Source organism: Bacillus sp. Je.9.29.b (assembly GCF_051129925.1).
GTDB classification, from domain to species: Bacteria; Bacillota; Bacilli; order Bacillales; family Bacillaceae; genus Bacillus; species Bacillus safensis.
Window position 1 is genome coordinate 314,379 of sequence record NZ_JBCPSO010000004.1, and the last position, 18,994, is coordinate 333,372.

The 18,994-nt window shown below is 37.3% G+C and carries 23 protein-coding genes and 1 pseudogene; 4 read left to right on the forward strand and 20 right to left on the reverse strand.

What is annotated here, in order from left to right; all coding sequences use genetic code 11:
* Positions 1-171: 171 nt before the first annotated feature.
* Positions 172-741 (forward strand): sugar O-acetyltransferase, encoded by a 570-nt coding sequence (locus AAZR19_RS10465; protein WP_041109248.1) that lies wholly within the window; start codon positions 172-174, stop codon positions 739-741.
* Between the two features lie 375 nt (positions 742-1,116).
* On the opposite strand, the gene AAZR19_RS10470 is transcribed toward AAZR19_RS10465, so the two are convergent.
* The 8 genes from AAZR19_RS10470 to AAZR19_RS10505 form a co-directional block, all read right to left on the reverse strand.
* A complete protein-coding gene (locus tag AAZR19_RS10470) occupies positions 1,117-1,947 on the reverse strand; it encodes a hypothetical protein (protein WP_041109250.1) in 831 nt (276 codons plus the stop codon).
* 81 nt (positions 1,948-2,028) lie between these two features.
* A complete protein-coding gene (locus AAZR19_RS10475; RefSeq protein WP_117612524.1) occupies positions 2,029-2,127 on the reverse strand; it encodes a PCYCGC motif-containing (lipo)protein in 99 nt (32 codons plus the stop codon).
* A 540-nt stretch (positions 2,128-2,667) separates the two neighbouring features.
* Entirely contained in the window at positions 2,668-3,615 is a 948-nt protein-coding gene (locus tag AAZR19_RS10480) for a quinone oxidoreductase family protein (RefSeq protein WP_434703074.1), read from the reverse strand.
* Positions 3,616-3,688: 73 nt separating this feature from the next.
* Complete coding sequence (locus AAZR19_RS10485; protein ID WP_041109254.1) at positions 3,689-4,135, reverse strand: MarR family winged helix-turn-helix transcriptional regulator; 447 nt, start codon at positions 4,133-4,135, stop codon at positions 3,689-3,691.
* A gap of 199 nt (positions 4,136-4,334) precedes the next feature.
* Positions 4,335-5,078 carry an SDR family oxidoreductase gene (locus AAZR19_RS10490; RefSeq protein WP_041109256.1) on the reverse strand — a complete coding sequence of 248 codons (744 nt, stop codon included), beginning with the start codon at positions 5,076-5,078 and terminating at the stop codon, positions 4,335-4,337.
* A gap of 48 nt (positions 5,079-5,126) precedes the next feature.
* On the reverse strand, positions 5,127-5,498 hold the full coding sequence (locus AAZR19_RS10495; protein WP_041109258.1) for a nuclear transport factor 2 family protein: 372 nt from the start codon (positions 5,496-5,498) through the stop codon (positions 5,127-5,129).
* Between the two features lie 36 nt (positions 5,499-5,534).
* Positions 5,535-6,563, reverse strand: coding sequence for an NADH:flavin oxidoreductase/NADH oxidase (locus AAZR19_RS10500; protein ID WP_041109260.1), 1,029 nt, complete (start codon positions 6,561-6,563; stop codon positions 5,535-5,537).
* Positions 6,564-6,714: 151 nt separating this feature from the next.
* Positions 6,715-7,134 (reverse strand): MarR family winged helix-turn-helix transcriptional regulator, encoded by a 420-nt coding sequence (locus AAZR19_RS10505; protein WP_041109772.1) that lies wholly within the window; start codon positions 7,132-7,134, stop codon positions 6,715-6,717.
* Positions 7,135-7,335: 201 nt separating this feature from the next.
* Between AAZR19_RS10505 and AAZR19_RS10510 the strand changes: the two genes are divergently transcribed.
* A complete protein-coding gene (locus AAZR19_RS10510; protein WP_041109262.1) occupies positions 7,336-7,983 on the forward strand; it encodes an SDR family oxidoreductase in 648 nt (215 codons plus the stop codon).
* A 277-nt stretch (positions 7,984-8,260) separates the two neighbouring features.
* Here AAZR19_RS10510 and AAZR19_RS10515 read toward each other — a convergent pair whose 3' ends face one another.
* The 9 genes from AAZR19_RS10515 to AAZR19_RS10555 all read right to left on the reverse strand — a co-directional run bounded on the left by AAZR19_RS10515 (position 8,261) and on the right by AAZR19_RS10555 (position 16,047).
* The gene (locus AAZR19_RS10515) at positions 8,261-8,932 is read right to left on the reverse strand and encodes a DGQHR domain-containing protein (protein WP_041109265.1); all 672 of its coding nucleotides are present in this window, start codon (positions 8,930-8,932) and stop codon (positions 8,261-8,263) included.
* A gap of 215 nt (positions 8,933-9,147) precedes the next feature.
* On the reverse strand, positions 9,148-9,567 hold the full coding sequence (gene arsC / locus AAZR19_RS10520; RefSeq protein WP_034660792.1) for an arsenate reductase (thioredoxin): 420 nt from the start codon (positions 9,565-9,567) through the stop codon (positions 9,148-9,150).
* Between the two features lie 14 nt (positions 9,568-9,581).
* Entirely contained in the window at positions 9,582-10,880 is a 1,299-nt protein-coding gene (locus tag AAZR19_RS10525; protein ID WP_041109269.1) for an arsenical efflux pump membrane protein ArsB, read from the reverse strand.
* Positions 10,881-10,892: 12 nt separating this feature from the next.
* Positions 10,893-11,240 carry an ArsR/SmtB family transcription factor gene (locus tag AAZR19_RS10530; protein WP_034660794.1) on the reverse strand — a complete coding sequence of 116 codons (348 nt, stop codon included), beginning with the start codon at positions 11,238-11,240 and terminating at the stop codon, positions 10,893-10,895.
* Between the two features lie 557 nt (positions 11,241-11,797).
* On the reverse strand, positions 11,798-12,901 hold the full coding sequence (locus AAZR19_RS10535; protein ID WP_434703080.1) for a threonine synthase: 1,104 nt from the start codon (positions 12,899-12,901) through the stop codon (positions 11,798-11,800).
* 72 nt (positions 12,902-12,973) lie between these two features.
* Positions 12,974-13,348: a RidA family protein gene (locus tag AAZR19_RS10540; RefSeq protein ID WP_041109273.1), complete on the reverse strand. Its 375-nt coding sequence runs from the start codon at positions 13,346-13,348 to the stop codon at positions 12,974-12,976.
* A gap of 11 nt (positions 13,349-13,359) precedes the next feature.
* Positions 13,360-14,010, reverse strand: coding sequence for a helix-turn-helix transcriptional regulator (locus AAZR19_RS10545; RefSeq protein WP_041109276.1), 651 nt, complete (start codon positions 14,008-14,010; stop codon positions 13,360-13,362).
* A gap of 144 nt (positions 14,011-14,154) precedes the next feature.
* The gene (locus AAZR19_RS10550) at positions 14,155-14,835 is read right to left on the reverse strand and encodes a TetR/AcrR family transcriptional regulator (RefSeq protein WP_041109278.1); all 681 of its coding nucleotides are present in this window, start codon (positions 14,833-14,835) and stop codon (positions 14,155-14,157) included.
* A 42-nt stretch (positions 14,836-14,877) separates the two neighbouring features.
* Positions 14,878-16,047, reverse strand: a complete 1,170-nt coding sequence (locus AAZR19_RS10555) for an FAD-dependent oxidoreductase (protein ID WP_041109280.1) — start codon at positions 16,045-16,047, stop codon at positions 14,878-14,880.
* A gap of 255 nt (positions 16,048-16,302) precedes the next feature.
* Here AAZR19_RS10555 and AAZR19_RS10560 point away from each other — a divergent pair, with 255 nt between their 5' ends.
* Together AAZR19_RS10560 and AAZR19_RS10565 are read left to right on the forward strand one after the other, a co-directional pair.
* On the forward strand, positions 16,303-16,491 hold the full coding sequence (locus tag AAZR19_RS10560) for a hypothetical protein (RefSeq protein WP_061109938.1): 189 nt from the start codon (positions 16,303-16,305) through the stop codon (positions 16,489-16,491).
* A gap of 167 nt (positions 16,492-16,658) precedes the next feature.
* A pseudogene (locus tag AAZR19_RS10565) lies at positions 16,659-16,805 on the forward strand (YdhR family protein); the annotation flags it as partial.
* Between the two features lie 147 nt (positions 16,806-16,952).
* On the opposite strand, the gene AAZR19_RS10570 reads toward AAZR19_RS10565, so the two are convergent.
* The 3 genes from AAZR19_RS10570 to AAZR19_RS10580 all read right to left on the reverse strand — a co-directional run bounded on the left by AAZR19_RS10570 (position 16,953) and on the right by AAZR19_RS10580 (position 18,982).
* Positions 16,953-17,438: a cytidine deaminase gene (locus AAZR19_RS10570; RefSeq protein WP_080769550.1), complete on the reverse strand. Its 486-nt coding sequence runs from the start codon at positions 17,436-17,438 to the stop codon at positions 16,953-16,955.
* 109 nt (positions 17,439-17,547) lie between these two features.
* On the reverse strand, positions 17,548-17,832 hold the full coding sequence (locus AAZR19_RS10575; RefSeq protein ID WP_041109282.1) for a DUF2651 family protein: 285 nt from the start codon (positions 17,830-17,832) through the stop codon (positions 17,548-17,550).
* A gap of 229 nt (positions 17,833-18,061) precedes the next feature.
* The gene (locus tag AAZR19_RS10580; RefSeq protein ID WP_041109284.1) at positions 18,062-18,982 is read right to left on the reverse strand and encodes an alpha/beta hydrolase fold domain-containing protein; all 921 of its coding nucleotides are present in this window, start codon (positions 18,980-18,982) and stop codon (positions 18,062-18,064) included.
* Between the last annotated feature and the right edge of the window lie 12 nt (positions 18,983-18,994).

The window sequence follows — 18,994 nt, forward strand, 5'->3', positions numbered from 1 at the left end:
AAATGAGACTTGCTGATTCGTAAATAACTTGCTGGAGGAACAAGGTCAATTCTAGTCAAAAGAAATCATTCCTTCCCAATTCTTCTGATGAGAAGGTAAAATAAACATAAAGGGGGCGGTAGGATGTAATCATATCGCATCGGTATAAATAGAAGGGAGGAGGAGATCAACATGAAAAGTGAAAAGGAAAAAATGATCCAAGGAGAACATTATGTATCTAGTGACCAGACACTGATCGCAGATCGTGAAAGAGCAAGACAATTGACATACGCATATCAGCAAACCAATCAGCAAGAAAAAAGAACATCCATTTTAAAGGAATTATTAGGCGCTTGCGGAAATGATGTCGTTTTTGAAGGAAGACTGCAGTGCGATTACGGATACAATATCGAGATTGGCGAGCATTTTTTTGCGAATTTTGATGCAGTGTTATTAGACGTTTGCAAAATTACCATTGGACATCACTGTTTATTAGGTCCGAATGTACATATTTATACGGCTGGACACCCGCTTGATCCGATAGAACGTGCAAAAGGCATTGAATTCGGCAAACCAGTCACCATTGGAAACCATGTATGGATTGGCGGCGGTGCTATTATTAATCCAGGTGTCACAATTGGCGACAATGCTGTCATTGCATCTGGTGCCGTTGTGACAAAAAATGTTCCAGCAAATGTGGTGGTTGGCGGAAATCCTGCGAAAATCATTAAATATCTTGATGAATTAAAATCTGGCGAATAAACGGCGGATTTTGATTTTTTCTATTTTGTCTCAATAAGATAAGTATACTCAATTATGAGACAAAAAAATTCATTGTCGGTTTAACTTCCTAGAATATATATTATGTAAACTAAGAAATGAGAACGCATATTTGAGTGTCGATATTTAATTTCTGTACAACGAAGTAAACATGGATCCATTAATGAACTAAAAGTGGATCCATTGTTTATTACTGTACATAAATCTTCAACTTTCCCTACGGGTAATTTTCCATTAAGTATTATTGAGCTTAGCATCTCCTTTTAGAGTTCTGTCTTTCTCATATAATACCGTTTATTATGATGTTTTAATATTTCCCTATATACTGTTAGCCAGTGATACTTGTTACCATGATTCCTACAAATGTTCTGACTCTAAGAAAAATTCTACAAAATCACGTCCAAACTTGGAGATTTCAAAATTGTCTTTTGACTTAAATTTTGGCTCTTTTAATTTTGGTAATGAACGTTTAAACTTCGGATTTGTCAACTTGTCTAAAAAGGAGTGTAGTTCTTTAAATGCTTTTGAAATTTCCTCAAGATCATCCGTGATTTCCAAGTCGGTTCTTGTTGTTAACACTCCTATCCTAAGTAGATTTCTACGAACTGCTTTATATTGTTCATAGCTTATACCATGTCTGTCCATAATTTCCTGAAACGTTTCTTTTGATTCTTGATCAAATACAAAACGAGAAACATACATAAGTCTAAGGACAGATATATCCACCATTCTAAGTTCTTTTAAGACGTCGTAATAGGTTAGGATAAAGTCATTCGAAACATGGTGATGTTCAGTAATATTCACGAATCCATTTACCATATATCGAATTTTTTCTTCCTGTTGTTCGTCTATAACATAATCCAGCACATATTGAAATAACTGATCAATCTGTTCTTTTTGTTCAAATGTTTTTAATTCTAGATTTAAACGAATTTCCTCTATTTTAGATTGCAATTCTTCTGTGAATGTTTTGATGTTTCTTTCAAAACGGGCACGTTTATAACTTTGAACTGCACCTGAGATCCCAGGAATGAGTGAACTTGCTGCATCAACAAGAATATCACCTGTCATGCTTGTTATAGATTCCTTTGCTATATCAGCAGCTGTGTCACTACTAACATTTAAAAAAGTATCAAGAGCTAACTCACGCCCTGTTTGTTGGATATCTTTCCTTCTACTGTCATTCAAAAATAACCTCTCCTTTTGACTTAGATAGAACAATGTGCTTTCCTAGACATTCTATTTTTTCAGCCATGAATGTAATTCTAGTCAGACCTCTTTATATTCTTCATCAATCAACTTCCGAACTTCATTCGATGATTTTCCTTCTTTAAATTTAGAAATCGATTTAGCTGCGATTTTGTACAAGAAGGTAAATGTGGATCCATTGTTCTAACCTATCCATAGGCTGTTTCTAAAATAAGAAATGAAATATTTAGGTCCATCTTTAATTTTTATGATTCGCGAGCAAAATGTTGAATTGGGGTTAATCTGGGTTATTTCTAAATGTCTAAAAAAATTTTCAGCATACCTGATGTCCTCTTACAAACTTTAAAAAACCTCGAAGACTTAAAAATTATAAAGTCTTCAAGGTTTACATTTCATTGGATATCCTCATTGAGTGTCAAAAACATATTTAAGTTACTCCAAATTCTTTACAACAACCTGTTTCTCGTCTTATTAAAAATCAATATCTTTATAATGATTTATTAAGACGTTCTACTATAATTGCTCTTTCACTTTCAAATCACGACACATTCTAAATCTCTAAATGATAAATGTTTCCAATTTTTTTGCTAAATTCACTGCTTCTAAGGACTCTTTTTCTTGTCTAGGTACACTACTCAATAATTTCAACTTTCTTATTCTTAATACCACGATAGTTTGTTTAGTTATTTTTATGAGTCTCTATGGACATAATACGATTCGTCTATTATTTGATTCATCATTCCAGACCTTTTTCACTTCAGAAAGCGGGAATATCTTCACAGGTGTGTTGAATCCACCAGCTGGCATGGCAGCCAACAGTTGTCCTGCACCTTCAACTAGATCTTTTTTCGAGAGACTACCAATACCGCTTCCAAGAATCTCTATACCTGAGCTACGGAGAGAGCTTGCCGATATTGAAATCATCTCGCCAGCAATTGAACCGATCTGCACGTAACGAAGGCGTGGTTCTCCTGTAGCAGAACCACGCCCAGTAGTTGCTGCTGCAATTACTCGGCTTGCAGGTTCTCCCCAAAGATAATCAAGAACTACGTCAATCTTCTTAGAAAAGGCATAACGCAAAGCTTCATCAGCATGATCATCAAGTGGAATCTTTTCTACGTAAGATGGTAGTTGAGCTAACTTAGCTTTATCTCGACCAGTGGTGATTATCTTACTTGCCCCAAAATAATTTGCAATTTGAATAGCCAATGCTCCTGCGGAACCAGTTCCACCATTGATTAGAACAGTTTCACCACGCTGAAAATTAGCACGTAGCGTAAGCGCAACCCAAGAGGAAAGGCCTGCTGTAACAACCGCAGCTGCATTCTCATCGGTAACACCATCAGGAACCGGTACCACAGAGTCTGATGATACTAGTGTTTTCTTCGCCATAGATCCAAAAGGTGGCTTCGGAAATAAAAAATAGACACGTCGACCATTCGAATCAGTACCGACCCCACCAATTCCAGGTACAAACCCCGTTCCACTATTACTCGTATAATGCTTACCAGCAGAAATGCTTTTAACAATAGGACTAAGTGGTGCGGCATGTACATCAATTACCATTTCTCCTGCACCTGTTTGTGGATCTGGATAATCTCCCAAAACTGGTGGTGCACCAAATTCATTTATGACTGCAGCCTTCATTATAATTTCCCCCTTCTTGAAACCACTTCAAAATTTATCAAAAACATTAGAAAGCTCCCTTGAAAATATCTGATTAACGGTTCGGTACATGCACATCAATTAATGCAGTCAATACTTCCATTACTATGTCCAAATCCTCTCTTTTAAACAAAGAGGCAGTTTGAGAAGCATAGATCCTCCAACGTCTATTAATGATATTGAAAGTGTTTTGACCATTGGGACTTAATGCATACAATGGTGAACGCTTGTGCATAGGATTTGGGTACACTTCAACTAGTTTCTTTTGAATGAGTAGGTTCAGCTGTTTTTGAGCTCCCTGTCGTGTAACCCCCATAAGAGCAGCAATCTGTGGAGTTGTTAGCGGTTGATCGGCGAGTGCAAGAGCACCTAACATTCGCCATCGAGTACTGCTCAATCCTTCCGATGCCACAAAATTGTTTCCCCAGTCGGTTAAAGCACCGTTGAGCTGAAATACTGCCAAAATAAGATCGGTTAACTGGTCTACTTTTGTGGTCTCCATTGTCATAAAACTCCCCAATATTTAATGATCATTCGACAACATGTTACCAACAATGAAACTAGTTGTCAATTTTCATGATAAGGAAATTAATACGGACTGAAATACAGAATTGAAGTATAAGTAAAAGAAATAAAAATTACTACTATATAAAAAAGCCGTTTAAACATAAATATTTATGTTTAAACGGCTTTATAAAAGCTTACCACACTTGGGCAGTAGGTGTAACAAATATATCATTTATCAATACATCAGAAGGCTGATCGACAACAAAAGCAATTGTCTTCGCGACATGCTTTACATCAATAGCTACTTCATCCAGATTATTCAATACACCTTTCACGTCACTATCTGTGACAGTATCTTGCCAATTAGTAGCTATAACACCAGGGGAAACCATAGATGCCTGTATGTTATACTTAACAGATATCTCTTTTCGCAAACTTTCAGTTATTGCTTTTACTGCAAACTTTGTTGCGCTATAGACACCATGCCCCTCTCCTACTGCATGTCCTGCAATAGATCCAACATTTATGATTTGCCCTTTTCCTTGCTGTTTCATATGCGGCAGTACTGCTGCGATACCATACAGAGTACCTTTCAGGTTTAAGTCAATCATTTTTTCCCACTCATCTACATGTGCGTTGTCCCACATAGAAAACAACATGAGACCAGCGCAGTTGATTAGCGTGTCAACTCTATCGAATTTTTCAATAGCATAGTCGATTAAGGCCTGGACATCTTCTTTATTGGTAGCGTCCGTTGCTTTGTATACAGCGATCCCGTTATTACTTGAAATACGATTTGCAATCTGCTGAAGCTTATTTTCACTTCTTGCAGCCAATACAACCTTTGCACCATTTTCAGCAAGATACCTAGCTGTTGCCTCACCAATTCCGCTTGATGCACCTGTAACGACAACAACCTTATCTTCAATATATGACATTATAAAAAACTCCTTTTTGTATGTGATTCCTTATTTTCACCAACCCGTTTATCCGTGTAAATGAAATACCTTACCAATCACTTTCCATTCTCCATTAACTTTAAGCAACTGGTGATAGTCTGTATAGGACTCTCCATAAGCATCGTTTTCTAGGCTAATACGAGCTGTGGCAATTGTGCCTTCTACGTCTAAAACGTCGATCCTTGCTTTGAGATCCGGCGCAGCACCGGCTTTATCAACAAAATCCCATAAATTCTGAATAGGGCCTCCGAGAAAACCATTAGAATTATATCCATACATTGTCGCATCTCCGTGGAAAGCTGGCTGCATAACTTCTTTCTTTCCAGTCACAAGTCCTTCTACATACTTGCCTATCACCTCAACTATTTGGTTATAATCCTTGATTGGTGTTTTACTCATTTTCTACTTCCTCCTTATGTTATAGATTGGAACGAATTAAAAACGGAAACCATCAGTATACTGTTTTGGTACAGATATCTCTTTTCTCAATTGTTTAGCAGCTTCAAGAGTCCAGTAAGGATTTCTTAACATACCTCGTCCTACAGCGATAAGATCTGCTTCTTCATTACCGATGATCGCATTAGCTAATTTTGGATCATCGAGTCTCCCTACAGCGATAACTGGAACTTGTAACGCTTCTTTGATTCTTCTTGCAAGTGGAGCTTGGTAAGCTGCATGTGTTCCTGGTCGTCCCCAAGCAGCAATCTGTCCTTCACCACCAGAAGAGATATCAAACATATCCACTCCTGCTTCTTGATAGGCTTTAGCGAATTCAATGCTTTCTTCTATGCCATATCCCCCCTCAACATATTCTTTTGCAGAGATACGCATTAGTAATGGCATTTCGGCAGGCATTTCTTCTTTAGCAGCCTGAATGATTTCTCGACCAAATTTAGTCAGGTCTTTACCATATTCATCATCTCTTTTGTTTGTAAGTGGAGAATGGAACTGATGAATCAAATAGCCATGCGCCCCATGGATTTCGATCGTATCAAAACCAGCTTTGATTGCACGTTTTACCGCTAAACGGAATTTTTCTACCATTCCTTTCACTTCTTCGGTTGAAAGCGCTCTTGGTGTTTTAGATTTCTCATCAAAAGGGATTGCTGAAGGTGCAACCGGTACATCTGCATCTTCAGCTTTACGACCAGCATGCGCAATCTGGATTCCCACTTTAGCTCCATGCTTATGAATAGCTTCGACAATTCTCGCAAGTGCCGGGATTTGTTCATCGGACCACAATCCTAAGTCATAGTCGGAAATTCTTCCGTCAGGTTCTACATCGGTCATTTCAATCATGATAAACCCAGTTCCACCAACTGCACGGCTTACGTAGTGTAAATAATGCCAATCAGTTGCAACACCGTCTTTCTTGTCGACAGAGTACATACACATCGGAGACATGACAACGCGGTTTTTCAGCTCCAAACTCTTAATTTTAAAAGTACTAAATAGATCTTGCATGATTAAACATCCTTTCTTCCTAAAACAAATGTATGCGTCATACATATAAAGTAACATATGCATGCATCATGCATATAATTTATCTCTAAATCGTTAAAAAGTCAAATCAAAGAGCTTTTAAAATTTCAAGCCCTTTGACAGATTAAACTGTTTATAGTTCATTTATTAGCTCTTTCACTATTGTATCCAAGTTATGCTTTTTTAAATGCTTTTGTAAAATCTCATGGAAAACCTGAAGACTTTTCTGAAGTTTATTTTCCCCCAGTTCCGTCAATCTGGTATAGGTGCCCCTGCGATCATCTGAACAAATATGTTTCTCTAAGGCACCACAACTGTTGGCCTCCATGTTCCCCACCAGTCTGGAAAGAGCACTTTGGCTTAAACCTATCTTTTCCTGCAACTGTTGTAGCCTAAGGCTTTTGTCCGGTGACTTAGAAAGATAATAAAGAACATAGAACTCTTTAACCGAAAGGCTGAATTCAGCCTGTAATATACTTTCCAATTCCTTTTTTATTGTATTTTGTATAGTATCCAGCGATAACCACTGATCCATGAACTTATTTGTATTCATAACATAACTTCCCACCAGTCGCTCAAGTATATTTTTATTAAGTATATGACAAGCAGACTTTTTACTCAAATCTATAATTATATGTATGCAGCAAGCATATAATTTGATCCATTTGTATTCACATGGCATATTTGAATCAAAGGAAGGAAAATCTTCTTCCTTGGGATGTTATGCTAAATTTATTTGAAATGAGGGATTAATTTGAGCAAGGTATTCATTATTGGAGCGAATGGGAAAGTTGGTAAAAATCTAGTCAATGTCTTGAACGAGAAAAAAGAACATGATGTAGCCGTCGGAGTAAGGAAAGAAGAGCAATTTTCTTACTTTGAGGATAAGGGTGTTCAACCAATTCACCTAAATTTAGAAGACGATATAGAAACAATAACCAAAGCCATCAAAGGATTTGATGTTGTTGTCTTCACAGCAGGATCTGGAGGACATACAGGTCCAGATAAAACACTTATGATCGATTTAGATGGGGCAGCAAAGGCAATTGAGGCAGCTGAAAAAAATGCCGTAAAACAATTCATTATGGTCAGCAGCATTGATTCAGACCGGCGGAATTATTGGAAACCAGAGTCTATGAAACCTTACTTTATTGCGAAACATTATGCTGATAGAATTCTTAAAGAAAGCAATTTGAACTACACCATCTTGCGACCAGGTGTTCTTTCTGACGAAAGAGGAACTGGAAAGATAACCACGGATCCTGCTGGTTCAGAGACCTCCCGTATATCCCGAGAAGATGTGGCACGCGTTATAGAAGCATCAATTGGAAACGAGAAAGCATATAGAAAAATCTTAACACTCTTACAAGGAAATACCCCAATAGAAACATTGTATAACTGATAGCTATGAATAAAGAGCCCTTTACTGGGTTCTCTATTTAACATTCAACTACTATCCTGAGAAAAAAACCTACTTTCTGAGAGTGTGAATTTAAAAAAATCGTATTCTTTTAATGAGTGAAGTTTTAATATTAAATAAAGTAACCATGGAAGTATATTAAAGTATGAAAAGACCAAAAGAGTTTAATCTTTTGGTCTTTTCAACGCGTCTCTTAAAATGAAAAAAACTAGAGTACAATAATATGAGCAGCAGTAAAGTTTATTAAATTGCTAACCCCTTATTTCTCATCCAATAAACTAAGTAGTTCTTTGGCTAAAGTCTTTGAACCTGATACACCTTTTAAATATTTCATTTCTCCTTGAGTAGACCAATCAATTTTTTCAAGCTTGTGCAATAATGAATTTAAAATTTTTAAGTCTATTTGCATGGATTCTTTATTTAAACTTTTAGGCAAGATTTCTGATCCTATTATGGATAGAGCATTTATCCCAACAATATGAGTTAGTTTTGATTCTTTATAGTTACCCCAATCATCAGGAAACAGTTTTTTGATCTCGGCAAAATATATTAAAGACACTCTTAGTAATTTTTCTTTGGACAACTCAGATAGTTTGTTCTGCTTTGTTAAATAGACGAGAGTGTTATAAATGTTTTGTAAAGTAACACGTTTAGAAGTTGTTCTTAGGCCTACAATTGTTCCTAAATCATGAAATGGACTGTCTGGTTGGATAATAAGTTGTGCTGCCACCCAACTCAAATCTTCTGAGTCCCTTTTTAGGTATCTGCTTAAAGAAGACCCTATACCTTTAGCTTTAGTGTTGATAGTATCAAATAAACTGATCTCTTCTTCATCTTCTAAATAATGAAAAGCTAAAAATGGCACATTAATGAAGGCATTTGTTTCTTCTAAATATAACTTAATTCCACCTAATCGATGCTGACCATCCATTTGTTAAAGAGACATTTGAAAATGGTGACAAGTAATATCTAATCCAACTTTAAAGTAGAATCTATGTGCATCATGCCTATGAACACCAGAATCTAAATGAAATTGTTCACACTCATTTTCCTTTGCTTGACTTATTAGCCAATCCCATAGAATTTTTGCATACTCGATCATCGCAATCCACTGAATTGATGTCTCCTTTCACAATATAAAAGATATTATTCTCCAGTCTCAGCAAATTGTTTCAATCGATCTCCAATTTCATCTCTTACCCTTTGGAAAAATGACCACTTCTCTTCTTCTGTTCCTTCTGCTTTTGCTGGATCATCAAAGCCCCAATGGACACGTTCGACATGAGGTGGAGTCATCGGGCATTTATCAGCTGCATCACCGCATAGTGTGACGACTAAGTCAGCATTTTGCAATATGTTCTGATCAATCAGATCAGACGTTTGATTAGATATATCAATCCCTATTTCTTTCATTGCTTTTACAGCATTCGGGTTTAATCCATGAGCTTCAATACCAGCGCTATAGACCTTCCACTCATCTCCAAGATGTTTTTTAGCCCAACCTTCAGCCATTTGACTGCGGCAAGAATTACCGGTACATAAAAAGTAAATTGTTTTCTTTGACATGTTGATCGTCTCCTTTAATGTATAATCAATAGCCAGAAATACAAAGCTAAAAGTGTGATGAATAGTGTTGGTACAGTTAAAATGACTCCTATTTTGAAATATGTCCCCCAGGAAATCTTCACACCTTTTTGAGAAAGGACGTGGAGCCACAGTAGTGTTGCTAAGGAGCCAATGGGCGTAATTTTTGGTCCTAAATCTGAACCAATGACATTTGCGTAAATTAACGCTTCTCTCATCATTCCTTGTGTATCGGTACCGGATATGGCTAATGCATCGATCATGACCGTCGGCATATTATTCATGACAGATGAAAGAATTGCTGCGATAAATCCCATACCAAGAGTCCCTGCCAATAAACCTTGATCTGCTACAGCTTGGATCACGCTTGAAAGAGCATCAGTGAGCCCTGCATTTCGCATGCCATAGACAACAACGTACATACCTATGGAAAAGAAAACGATCGCCCATGGTGCTTCTTTTAGAACGCTTTTTGTTTGAACAGCAGGGCTTTTTTGTGCAATGACCAAGAATAAAATGGCAATCACACCAGCTATGACCGATACAGGTATAGATAAAAACTCGCTTGCAAAATAACCAATCAATAAAAAAGCTAATATATACCAAGATAATCTAAACATCTTTGGATCTTTTATTGCTTCACTAGGGTGCTTTAACTCAGTCAGATCATAGCGTTTAGGTATACTCTTTCTAAAGAAAAGGTACAGTACAGTGATACTCGCTAGCAATGAAAAAAGGTTTGGAACGACCATTCTGGATGCATATTCAATAAACGTAATGTTGAAATAGTCGGCTGTTACAATGTTCACCAAATTACTTACGACAAGGGGAAGCGAAGTTGTATCTGCAATAAACCCACTCGCGATAATAAAAGGGAATACAATTTTTTCATTGAAGTGTAATGCTCTGACCATGGCTAAAACAATGGGTGTCAAAATAAGTGCTGCACCATCGTTTGCAAATAAAGCAGCGACGATTGCACCAAGGATGGTCACATACACAAACATACGCAGCCCACTGCCTTTTGCAGCCTTTGCCATATGCAATGCTGCCCATTCAAAAAAGCCGATTCGATCAAGTATGAGTGAAATGACGATAATGGCAACAAAAGCTAAAGTCGCATTCCAAACGATGCCTGTCACGGTGATCACATCGTCAACATTCACAACACCTACGATTAATGCTAAAACGGCCCCTCCACATGCGGACCACCCTATGGATAAATTTTTTGGCTGCCAAATAACCAATACCAAAGTTAACAAAAATATGAGTAATGATAAAACGGCAAAACTCAAACCCATCCCTCCTTACGAACAAGAAATGTTTGTTGCTTTATGTTGTATACTTTTTAAAAGGTCATCTTCTTTATCAATTTGATTTAAGATGATACGAATCGTCTCAAATTCTGGAGACAGTGTATTGATTGAATAATAACGCCACTGCCCTTTTCTGTTCTCATGAACAAATCCAGCTTTTTTTAATTTTCGTAAATGCTGACTAATCGCTGGTTGACTCATTTCGAACATATCTACCAGTTCACAAACACAATATTCCTTCTCCAAAAACAATTTCATCATAATGAGTCTTGTTTGATCACTGAGTATTTTTAAACAATTCGACATATGTAACAAACCAATTGAAACATCTGAAGTCACAATGATTCCCTCCCTCTTTTAAATATTGGTGACGGTCCCTGTTATCAAATCCTCCAATATTATATAACTGAATACTTATATAATCAATTGATTATATGATTTGAACAAAAATTTATTCGCGTTAAAATTATTGATTAATGTTTTTTTCTTTTATTTTTTATTCATCAAAAAAATTGATTATTGTAGAATCCTTATTTGACTATTGTTTATAAAGCATAAAATGGATCTACATTTCTTTCAATGGTCTGTCATATGACAATTCCTATTCTTATATAAATCCCAATGGCTCATTTTGTTGATGCGCTAGCTCCATTCCTCCTACCAAATAGAGAGCGTTCTTTTTATCTATATCATCATCAGGCCAAGTGCGGATTAGTTGACGCAATCTAACTGCAACGGTCTTACACACATCTGGTATTAAGTAACTATCAGAATCCTAAAGATCCAGCAATGGAATGATGTCATCTTGATAGTTTTCAAATGGAAGTCGGTGTAAGACCAATCTGCTTCGCAATGGCGGATTTCCATATTTTCAAAGAGAGACAATTCTAATAGGGTTATTTTGATTTAATCCCTGCACCACAAAGAGGTATGACAATGGTTTCTTCTGATTCCTTTTGATATTTCATGTAGCCAGCAAAATTAACTGCAGATGTCACTTCCACATAAAATCCTTTCTCACTTAGTTTAGAGCGTGCATTTAGAATCTCATCTTCTTTAATATCAATAAACGTACCATTGGTATCTTGTACAGCTTCTAAAATTTGTTTGGAGCGAGCTGGGGCTGCAATTGCTATCCCTTCTGCTAAGGTCCCTTTATTCGTAACAGGCGATGCTAATCCTTTCGCATTTTGATAAGCTTTCACAAGTGGTGCACAGTTTTTCGCTTGTATGGCAACGATTTTCGGTATTTTATGAATGAGACCATTTTCAAATAACTCTTTAAAGCCATAATATGCACCTAGGAGGAGAGTACCGTTTCCAACCGGAATGATTAAAGTATCAGGTGCTCCTTTTAGTTGCTCATAGATTTCGTAGGCATATGTTTTTGTTCCTTCAAAAAAATAAGGATTATACACATGGCTTGCATAAAAAACGTTTTCATTGTCTACTGCCTTTTGTGCCGCAGCTGCAATTTCCTCTCGTGTACCGCGAATTTCTTTAATCGTTGCTCCATGTGCTTTTATTTGAGCGACCTTTTTAGGCGAAGTTTCATCGCTTAGATAGATGTCACAGACAATACCACAACGTGCTGCATAAGCTGCAATCGCCGTTCCTGCATTCCCGCTACTATCAGCAATCACTTTTGATACCCCGAGTTCCTTAGCTTTTGTCATCAAAACAGCGGCTCCTCGGTCTTTAAAGGATAAGGTCGGCATCATATAATCAACTTTTACATAAGTGTTTGGCTCATTAGGATCTAGAACGATTAAAGGTGATTGACCCTCCCCCATTGTGACAGTTTCCCAAGTCTTAGAACCTTTTGAAAATGGCATGGTTTCAACATAACGCCATAATGAGTTTGGATAGTGATCCCAAGCTGCAACATCTATTTTCGGAGTATCTTTCACCAGATTTAATACTCCACCACAATCACATTTCCATAGAGTTGGTGTCATCTCATACTTTCTCCCGCAATGGTTACAAATCAATTGATTCATCGATCATCTACCCCTTCGAATATTATTTTATATGAAATATAATTTTTTATATAGAGTAGGCAAAAAAATATCTTAAATATATGCAATGGCATCAATTTCAATTTTGAAACCAAAATGTAATTCATTCGTTGGTACAATAGTACGTGCTGGTTTATGTTCACCGAAAAAATTAGTATAAACAGCATCTACTTTGTCCCATAAATGAATATTCGAAATGTATAATGTCATGCGCAAGATCTTCTCTTTTTTACTTCCAGCAGCCTCTACAATCATCTCTACATTCTTAAGCGCTTGTAATGTCTCTTCTTCAATGTGGCCGAACTCTTTTTCTCTCGTTTCGGGATTGATGGCAAATTGTCCTGAAACATAGACCGTGTTTTGATGAATGGTTGCGAATGCATAGTGTCCGTTTGATTTTAGATTTCCTACCTCGAGTATGCTTTTCATTTTGACACTCCTTACCTCGATTTATTTTTGATTTCATCCAAATAGCTATAGACGGTTACTTTGGAAATGCCTAACATAGATGCGACCTTCTCAACAGATCCTTTCATTAAAAAGATGCCCTTTTCATCCATAAATTTAATTAGTTCAATTTTTTCATGGCGTTTCATGACTGGGTGAACGCTGTTTTGAATGATTTGTTGAATCAATTGATCTACTATTTCTTCCACATTTTCAAGATCATCATTTGATGTTGTTTCTTTCTCTTGAGCTTCCACTTGTGTAGAAAGAAAAGTATCCATAAATTGCTGCATTTGATTTAGTGCTTCAACATCAAAATTGATACAGAAAGCACCAATCACTTTTTGCTTTGAATCACGTATTAATGAAGTCGAAGAACGAATCGTACGCTTATCTTCTGTTACAAATGTATAACCAGCCAGATAATCTTCTTTAAAATCTTCTGATTGTAATACAGTCTTTACTAGATGATCAAATGATTGGCCGATTTCTCTTCCTGTCACATGGTTATTTACTGTAAACATGACAGATGCTTGAGGGTTCGTTAAATCATGAATAACTATTTCACAATTTGGTCCAAACATTTTTGCAGTAGATTTTGCTAAAGGAATATAGCTCTCTAATAAATTCTTCGTATTTTCCATGCCTAAGCACCTCATTTGTTTATTCCACTAGATTATATAATTTTTTATATATAAAAACAATATATAGATTTTTTTATACATGTTGAAAAAGTTGAGAAAATATAAAAAAAGCAGCCATTGACTGCTTTTTGCTTGTGCTCCTTTCTAATTGATTTCTTGCTGGATTCCATACAAAATGACTTCAATTCCCCACCTGAACCGTTCCATTGATACGGTATCACCTGCAAACATTTCTTCTTTCAGGCTATGGATGAAAGGAAACCGCGTTTTGTCTGCATCATGAAATGCTTTTTTTGTATCTGAAATCTGCGAAGAGTCATGTTTCTTCCAAGAGACCTTTTCGTATGCTACGGAAGATACGTATAACAGTAACAAGTCTACTCCCCATGCAGCAGATGTAGATTTGATCCCGCCTTCATGCAATGCAGCGAGAATAAGTTCGGTCAACTGTAAAAAGTTCGTTCCTTGCGGGATGGTGGAAAGAGAAATTTCAGCAAGACCAGGTTTTTCGAATAATAGTAGGAAATAAGTATGCAATATGTCAAATAACTGTTCTTTCCATGTGCCACCCGCTGAATCTGGGTAAACCATTTGGCCGAGACCATAATCCAATACGTAAGCACTTAGTTCTTGAAAATTGTTCACGTAGACATACAAGGATGCAGGTCCCGTATCGAGTGCTTTAGCCACTTTACGCATACTCATGCCCTCTACCCCTTGCTCCTTTAGTAGCTCATAGGCAGTTTTCACAATGAGTTCACGGCTTAAGGGCTCTTTAGCCGGCCGAGACCGACGACTTATAATACGACGATTTGAATTGTTCATAATCTCTTTATAACATGCCAAAGTCAAATAGTAAATTGAGCATCAATCAACGTTTTCTTGAAAAGAATTCATCATTTCAGCAAGCTTGACTGCAGCATCTTTTGAAAAACACAGCTTTAAACTTTTTTCCGATTCATGAGCTTTCTCCGATGAATATTCGTACATCCTGTCTTCGTATTCTTCAATAGCCTTTTCAATATGATGAGGATTTCGAACAATCGCAAGTGCAAGCTCCATTGCATCAAACATCGCCATGTTTACACCCTCCCCTGCGAATGGCGACATGACATGTGCGGCATCACCGATAAGCGTTACTCCTTTATGGCGGTTCCATTTAAAACCGACAGGAAGCGTATAAATCCGTCTTGGAATGATGGCATCTTCTGCATAACGAATATAATTTTTCAGCTGATCGTCCCAATCACTAAATAACGCTAATAATTGTTCTTTTGCTTCTTTCGCTTGATGAAACGGAATACCACAAGTCTCCATCCAGTTACGTTCTACCATAAGGCTTGCATACACTTTTATTCGTCCATCTCCGTTTAACTGACCAATCAGTCCTTTGTGGTCTGCTAACGCAAACATCTTACCACGTTTATTAAATGCAGCTAAATCAGGGTGGTTCACCTCTACGTTGAGGATATTCAATTCCAGCATCGTGAGTCCGGCGTATTCAATATCAATATCTGTTAACAGAGGGCGCACACGAGAAAAAGCACCATCTGCCCCAATTACAAGATCAACTGTCTCAACAACTCCGTTTTCAAAATGAAGCTCCGTCATGCCGCTTTCTAATGAAATGCAATTTTCTAGTTTATATCCATATTTGATGTTTTCAGCATTCATTTGATCTAACAGCAGTTCGCACAAAAGACCACGATCAATTTCTGGGCGGGTTCCTTTTTGATCTAATTCCGTTTCTTCATCTAAATAAATTCTTCCTGATTTATCAAGTAATCGGAAATCTTCTCCTTCATAGCGGGCGTTCCTTTGAAATTCCTCATAAACTCCTGCTTCTTTTAAAGCCTTTTGACCTGTTTCTTCATGAATATCCAGTGAGCCCCCTCTTTCAAGACTCTTGTCATGCATCTCTCGTTCATAGATGGTCGTTTGTATACCGTAATTTTGCAGAATTAAGGCGAGTGTTAGCCCCCCAGGTCCTCCTCCAATAATAGCGATCTGCTTTTGGTTCTTAGATAATGCCGTCATCGTATGCATCTCCTCTTCTTTATGGAAATCGTTTAAAGCCATATCACATTTATATTATAACGAACACCGTTCGTAAAGAACAGTGTTCGTTAAAAAAGTTTATTTCACGATTGTGTGTTTTAATGAAAAGAAACCAATCGTCCGCCATCATATGATACACTCCAACTAGGAATGTGAAAGGATGTCGAATCCTAACGATGATTCTTGAAATCAGTCGTTTCCATTGTTCTAATTCTGAGTGTAAGAGGTGTTTCTATGAATAAATTATTGGCAACGTTGATATTAGGATTGGGCTTTAGTGGTGCTGCTCTCATTCTTTCTGTCCCTTTGTTATTCAAGTCCAAACCAGAACAATTTGAGCTGGTGTTTACAGCTGGATCAGCGGGCGCTTTCGCAGTATTCGCTGTCTCATGCCTAGTTCTTCGAAAACAATTCAATCGCTAAAAAACCTAAACACAATCCGCCATTAGAACAACGGTCCAATTGATCCTGCAAGTTGACCCATCAGATGTACGGTTTTTTATGGAGAAGGAACTTCCGCGAGAGCAGTATCAAATGAAAGTAGTGCTCGGGGAACTCTATTTTACAACTTCAACATAAGGAGAATGACGATGGCATATTTATTACAGATAGATTTTAAGATGAAGGGTCCTTTCGGTGATGAAATGGCAAAAGAGTTTTCTGATTTAGCGAAAAGTATGAATGAAGAAGACGGATTCATATGGAAAATATGGACGGAGAATCCTGAGAAGAATGAGATAGAAACAAATAAAAAATCATCCTTCTTAGTTTCTACCATGGAGAAACTGAAAAAAGCCTAATTCCAAGGCTTTTTTTCATTTTATATGCTGTTATCTGGCCATGATAGCACCTGTCAGCCATGCAATAGACATGAGACCATCAGGTCATCCCTTTCTGCTCGTTTTCTTAATCAAGTCCACGCCATCGTATGACAGACTTTCCACATGTACAGGTTTTTGCAGAATGTAATGATCAAAAAAGGTCCCCGTATAGTCGGTGACAAGATTCCTCATCTCCATCGCATCGCGTTCGCCTCTCAGTTCTTCGTTCACACCGGTAAACAGGATGCCGCAAGGGCTTACGACCCTCAATCTTCTGTCCTCTTCATCTGAATATGGATGTCGGACAGCGACAATGGTATCAAAATCTTTATAGCCATTCGATAAAGCGCTGCCAATTGCAATGGCTTCTGCACAAACCGTTACCCGTCCGATATAGGCTTCTATATGGACAGCCGAGATCATTTCTCCTGTTTTCATGCGGATAGCGGCTCCTACATGGTGTTTATCTTCTTCATAAAGGCTCGTAATCTTCTTTTTTGCTTCGTCTATTAACTCTACATCTTTTGGAGTAAGATTAAATGTGTGCATTGTGTCCCCTTCGCCCTTCTATGCTCGTTTTGAATATAACCAAACTTCAGATAATGGGCGTTCTTGAAGGTGAAATGAATGGATACAAAAAAGCTGATTTTTGTGACCATCAGCTTTTTCGTTTTGCTCTTTTATAGCGGCCATACATATATCGAATGATTTTTGTGATGACAGAGGTACACATGCATAAAAAGGTCATCACCACGACCCAATACATATTTGACATGTCAAACCCAGTATAGGCAAATATGAAAATAGTGGAGACTGCAAATGTGATGATAAGAACGATGTAAACTCGCTTAAAGATGCAGTAGCCAACAATCCCCCATATCAAAGATAACAAAGGCAATGTAAATAAGATCAGCGCCATGGGATGTAGAAAAAAAGCACTCATCAGGTCACTCTCCTTTATGAACCAGTGAAGAACCGAATATGTATCATATTAATAAGAAATTTGCACGTTGTAAACAAAAATTGGAATTTAAGGAATATTTAATCTGAGGCGGATTGACATTCTAAATGTATGTCATGTTGAATGGAAAAAGACTGCTTTCAGTAAGCAGCCCATTTCGCAAAGCTTTCAAATATTCAAGTCGGAGCATTTTGATATGTGAAAAGAGAATCTAACTATTTATCACCTGAATGATTTTTTCCTGAGCGTCTTGTGCCTCAGGGATTGGCATGACGATAAATACATGCAGCATTTCTGGATAAACAAAGGTCTTCATATCAATTCCTTGTTCTGCTAGCTTTTCATCAAGCTTTAGTGCATCTGGATATAAAATATCATGTGTTCCAATAAAATGAGTGATCTTCGCAAGACAGTTAAAGTCACCGTGAATTGGACTGATTAATGGGTCAGTTACCTTTTTATCTGCTGCCCACATTTTTGTAATGACATCTATTCCTTCAGGGGCTAGAATGGGATCTTTATCGGCATATTCAAATATAAGAGGATTGCTTAAACTCATATCAACACAGGCAGATAATAAAATGATATCCTTCGGCTGCGGCAGACCTTCCATCTTTAAGAGGTGCGCAAGGCCAAGAGAGATATTTCCGCCCGCTGAATCACCCATGATCGTTAATTGATCGGTACTCTCAACCGTTTTTAGTATTTCTTTATATAGATTTAGGATTTTTGGATAGGTATCTTGGTAGCTGTAATGAGGTAATTTAGGGTAAATAGGAGCGATCACTTTGGCGTTAAGGGATTGAGCCATTTTATCCATGTACCACCAATGGAAATTGAGAGGCTGGTTTACCCAGGCACCACCATGTATATATAAAATCACCTTTTGCTTTTGCGACATTTGGTCATTCAATGTGAAAACCTGCATTCCTTCGAAAGTCTGCTCCTTTATCTCACTCTTTAATTTCACATCGTTTCCGATTGCATAAGGCTTTATATTTTCTATTTGAGACAGAAGATTTTTGGTTTTTTCGACACTAGCAAAACTTTCTTTATTACTTTGGGACGTGAATAATGTTTCAAATTGAATACTCTCTTCAGAACGTTCTCCATTAAAAATGTCGACACTCATTTTGTTTTCTCT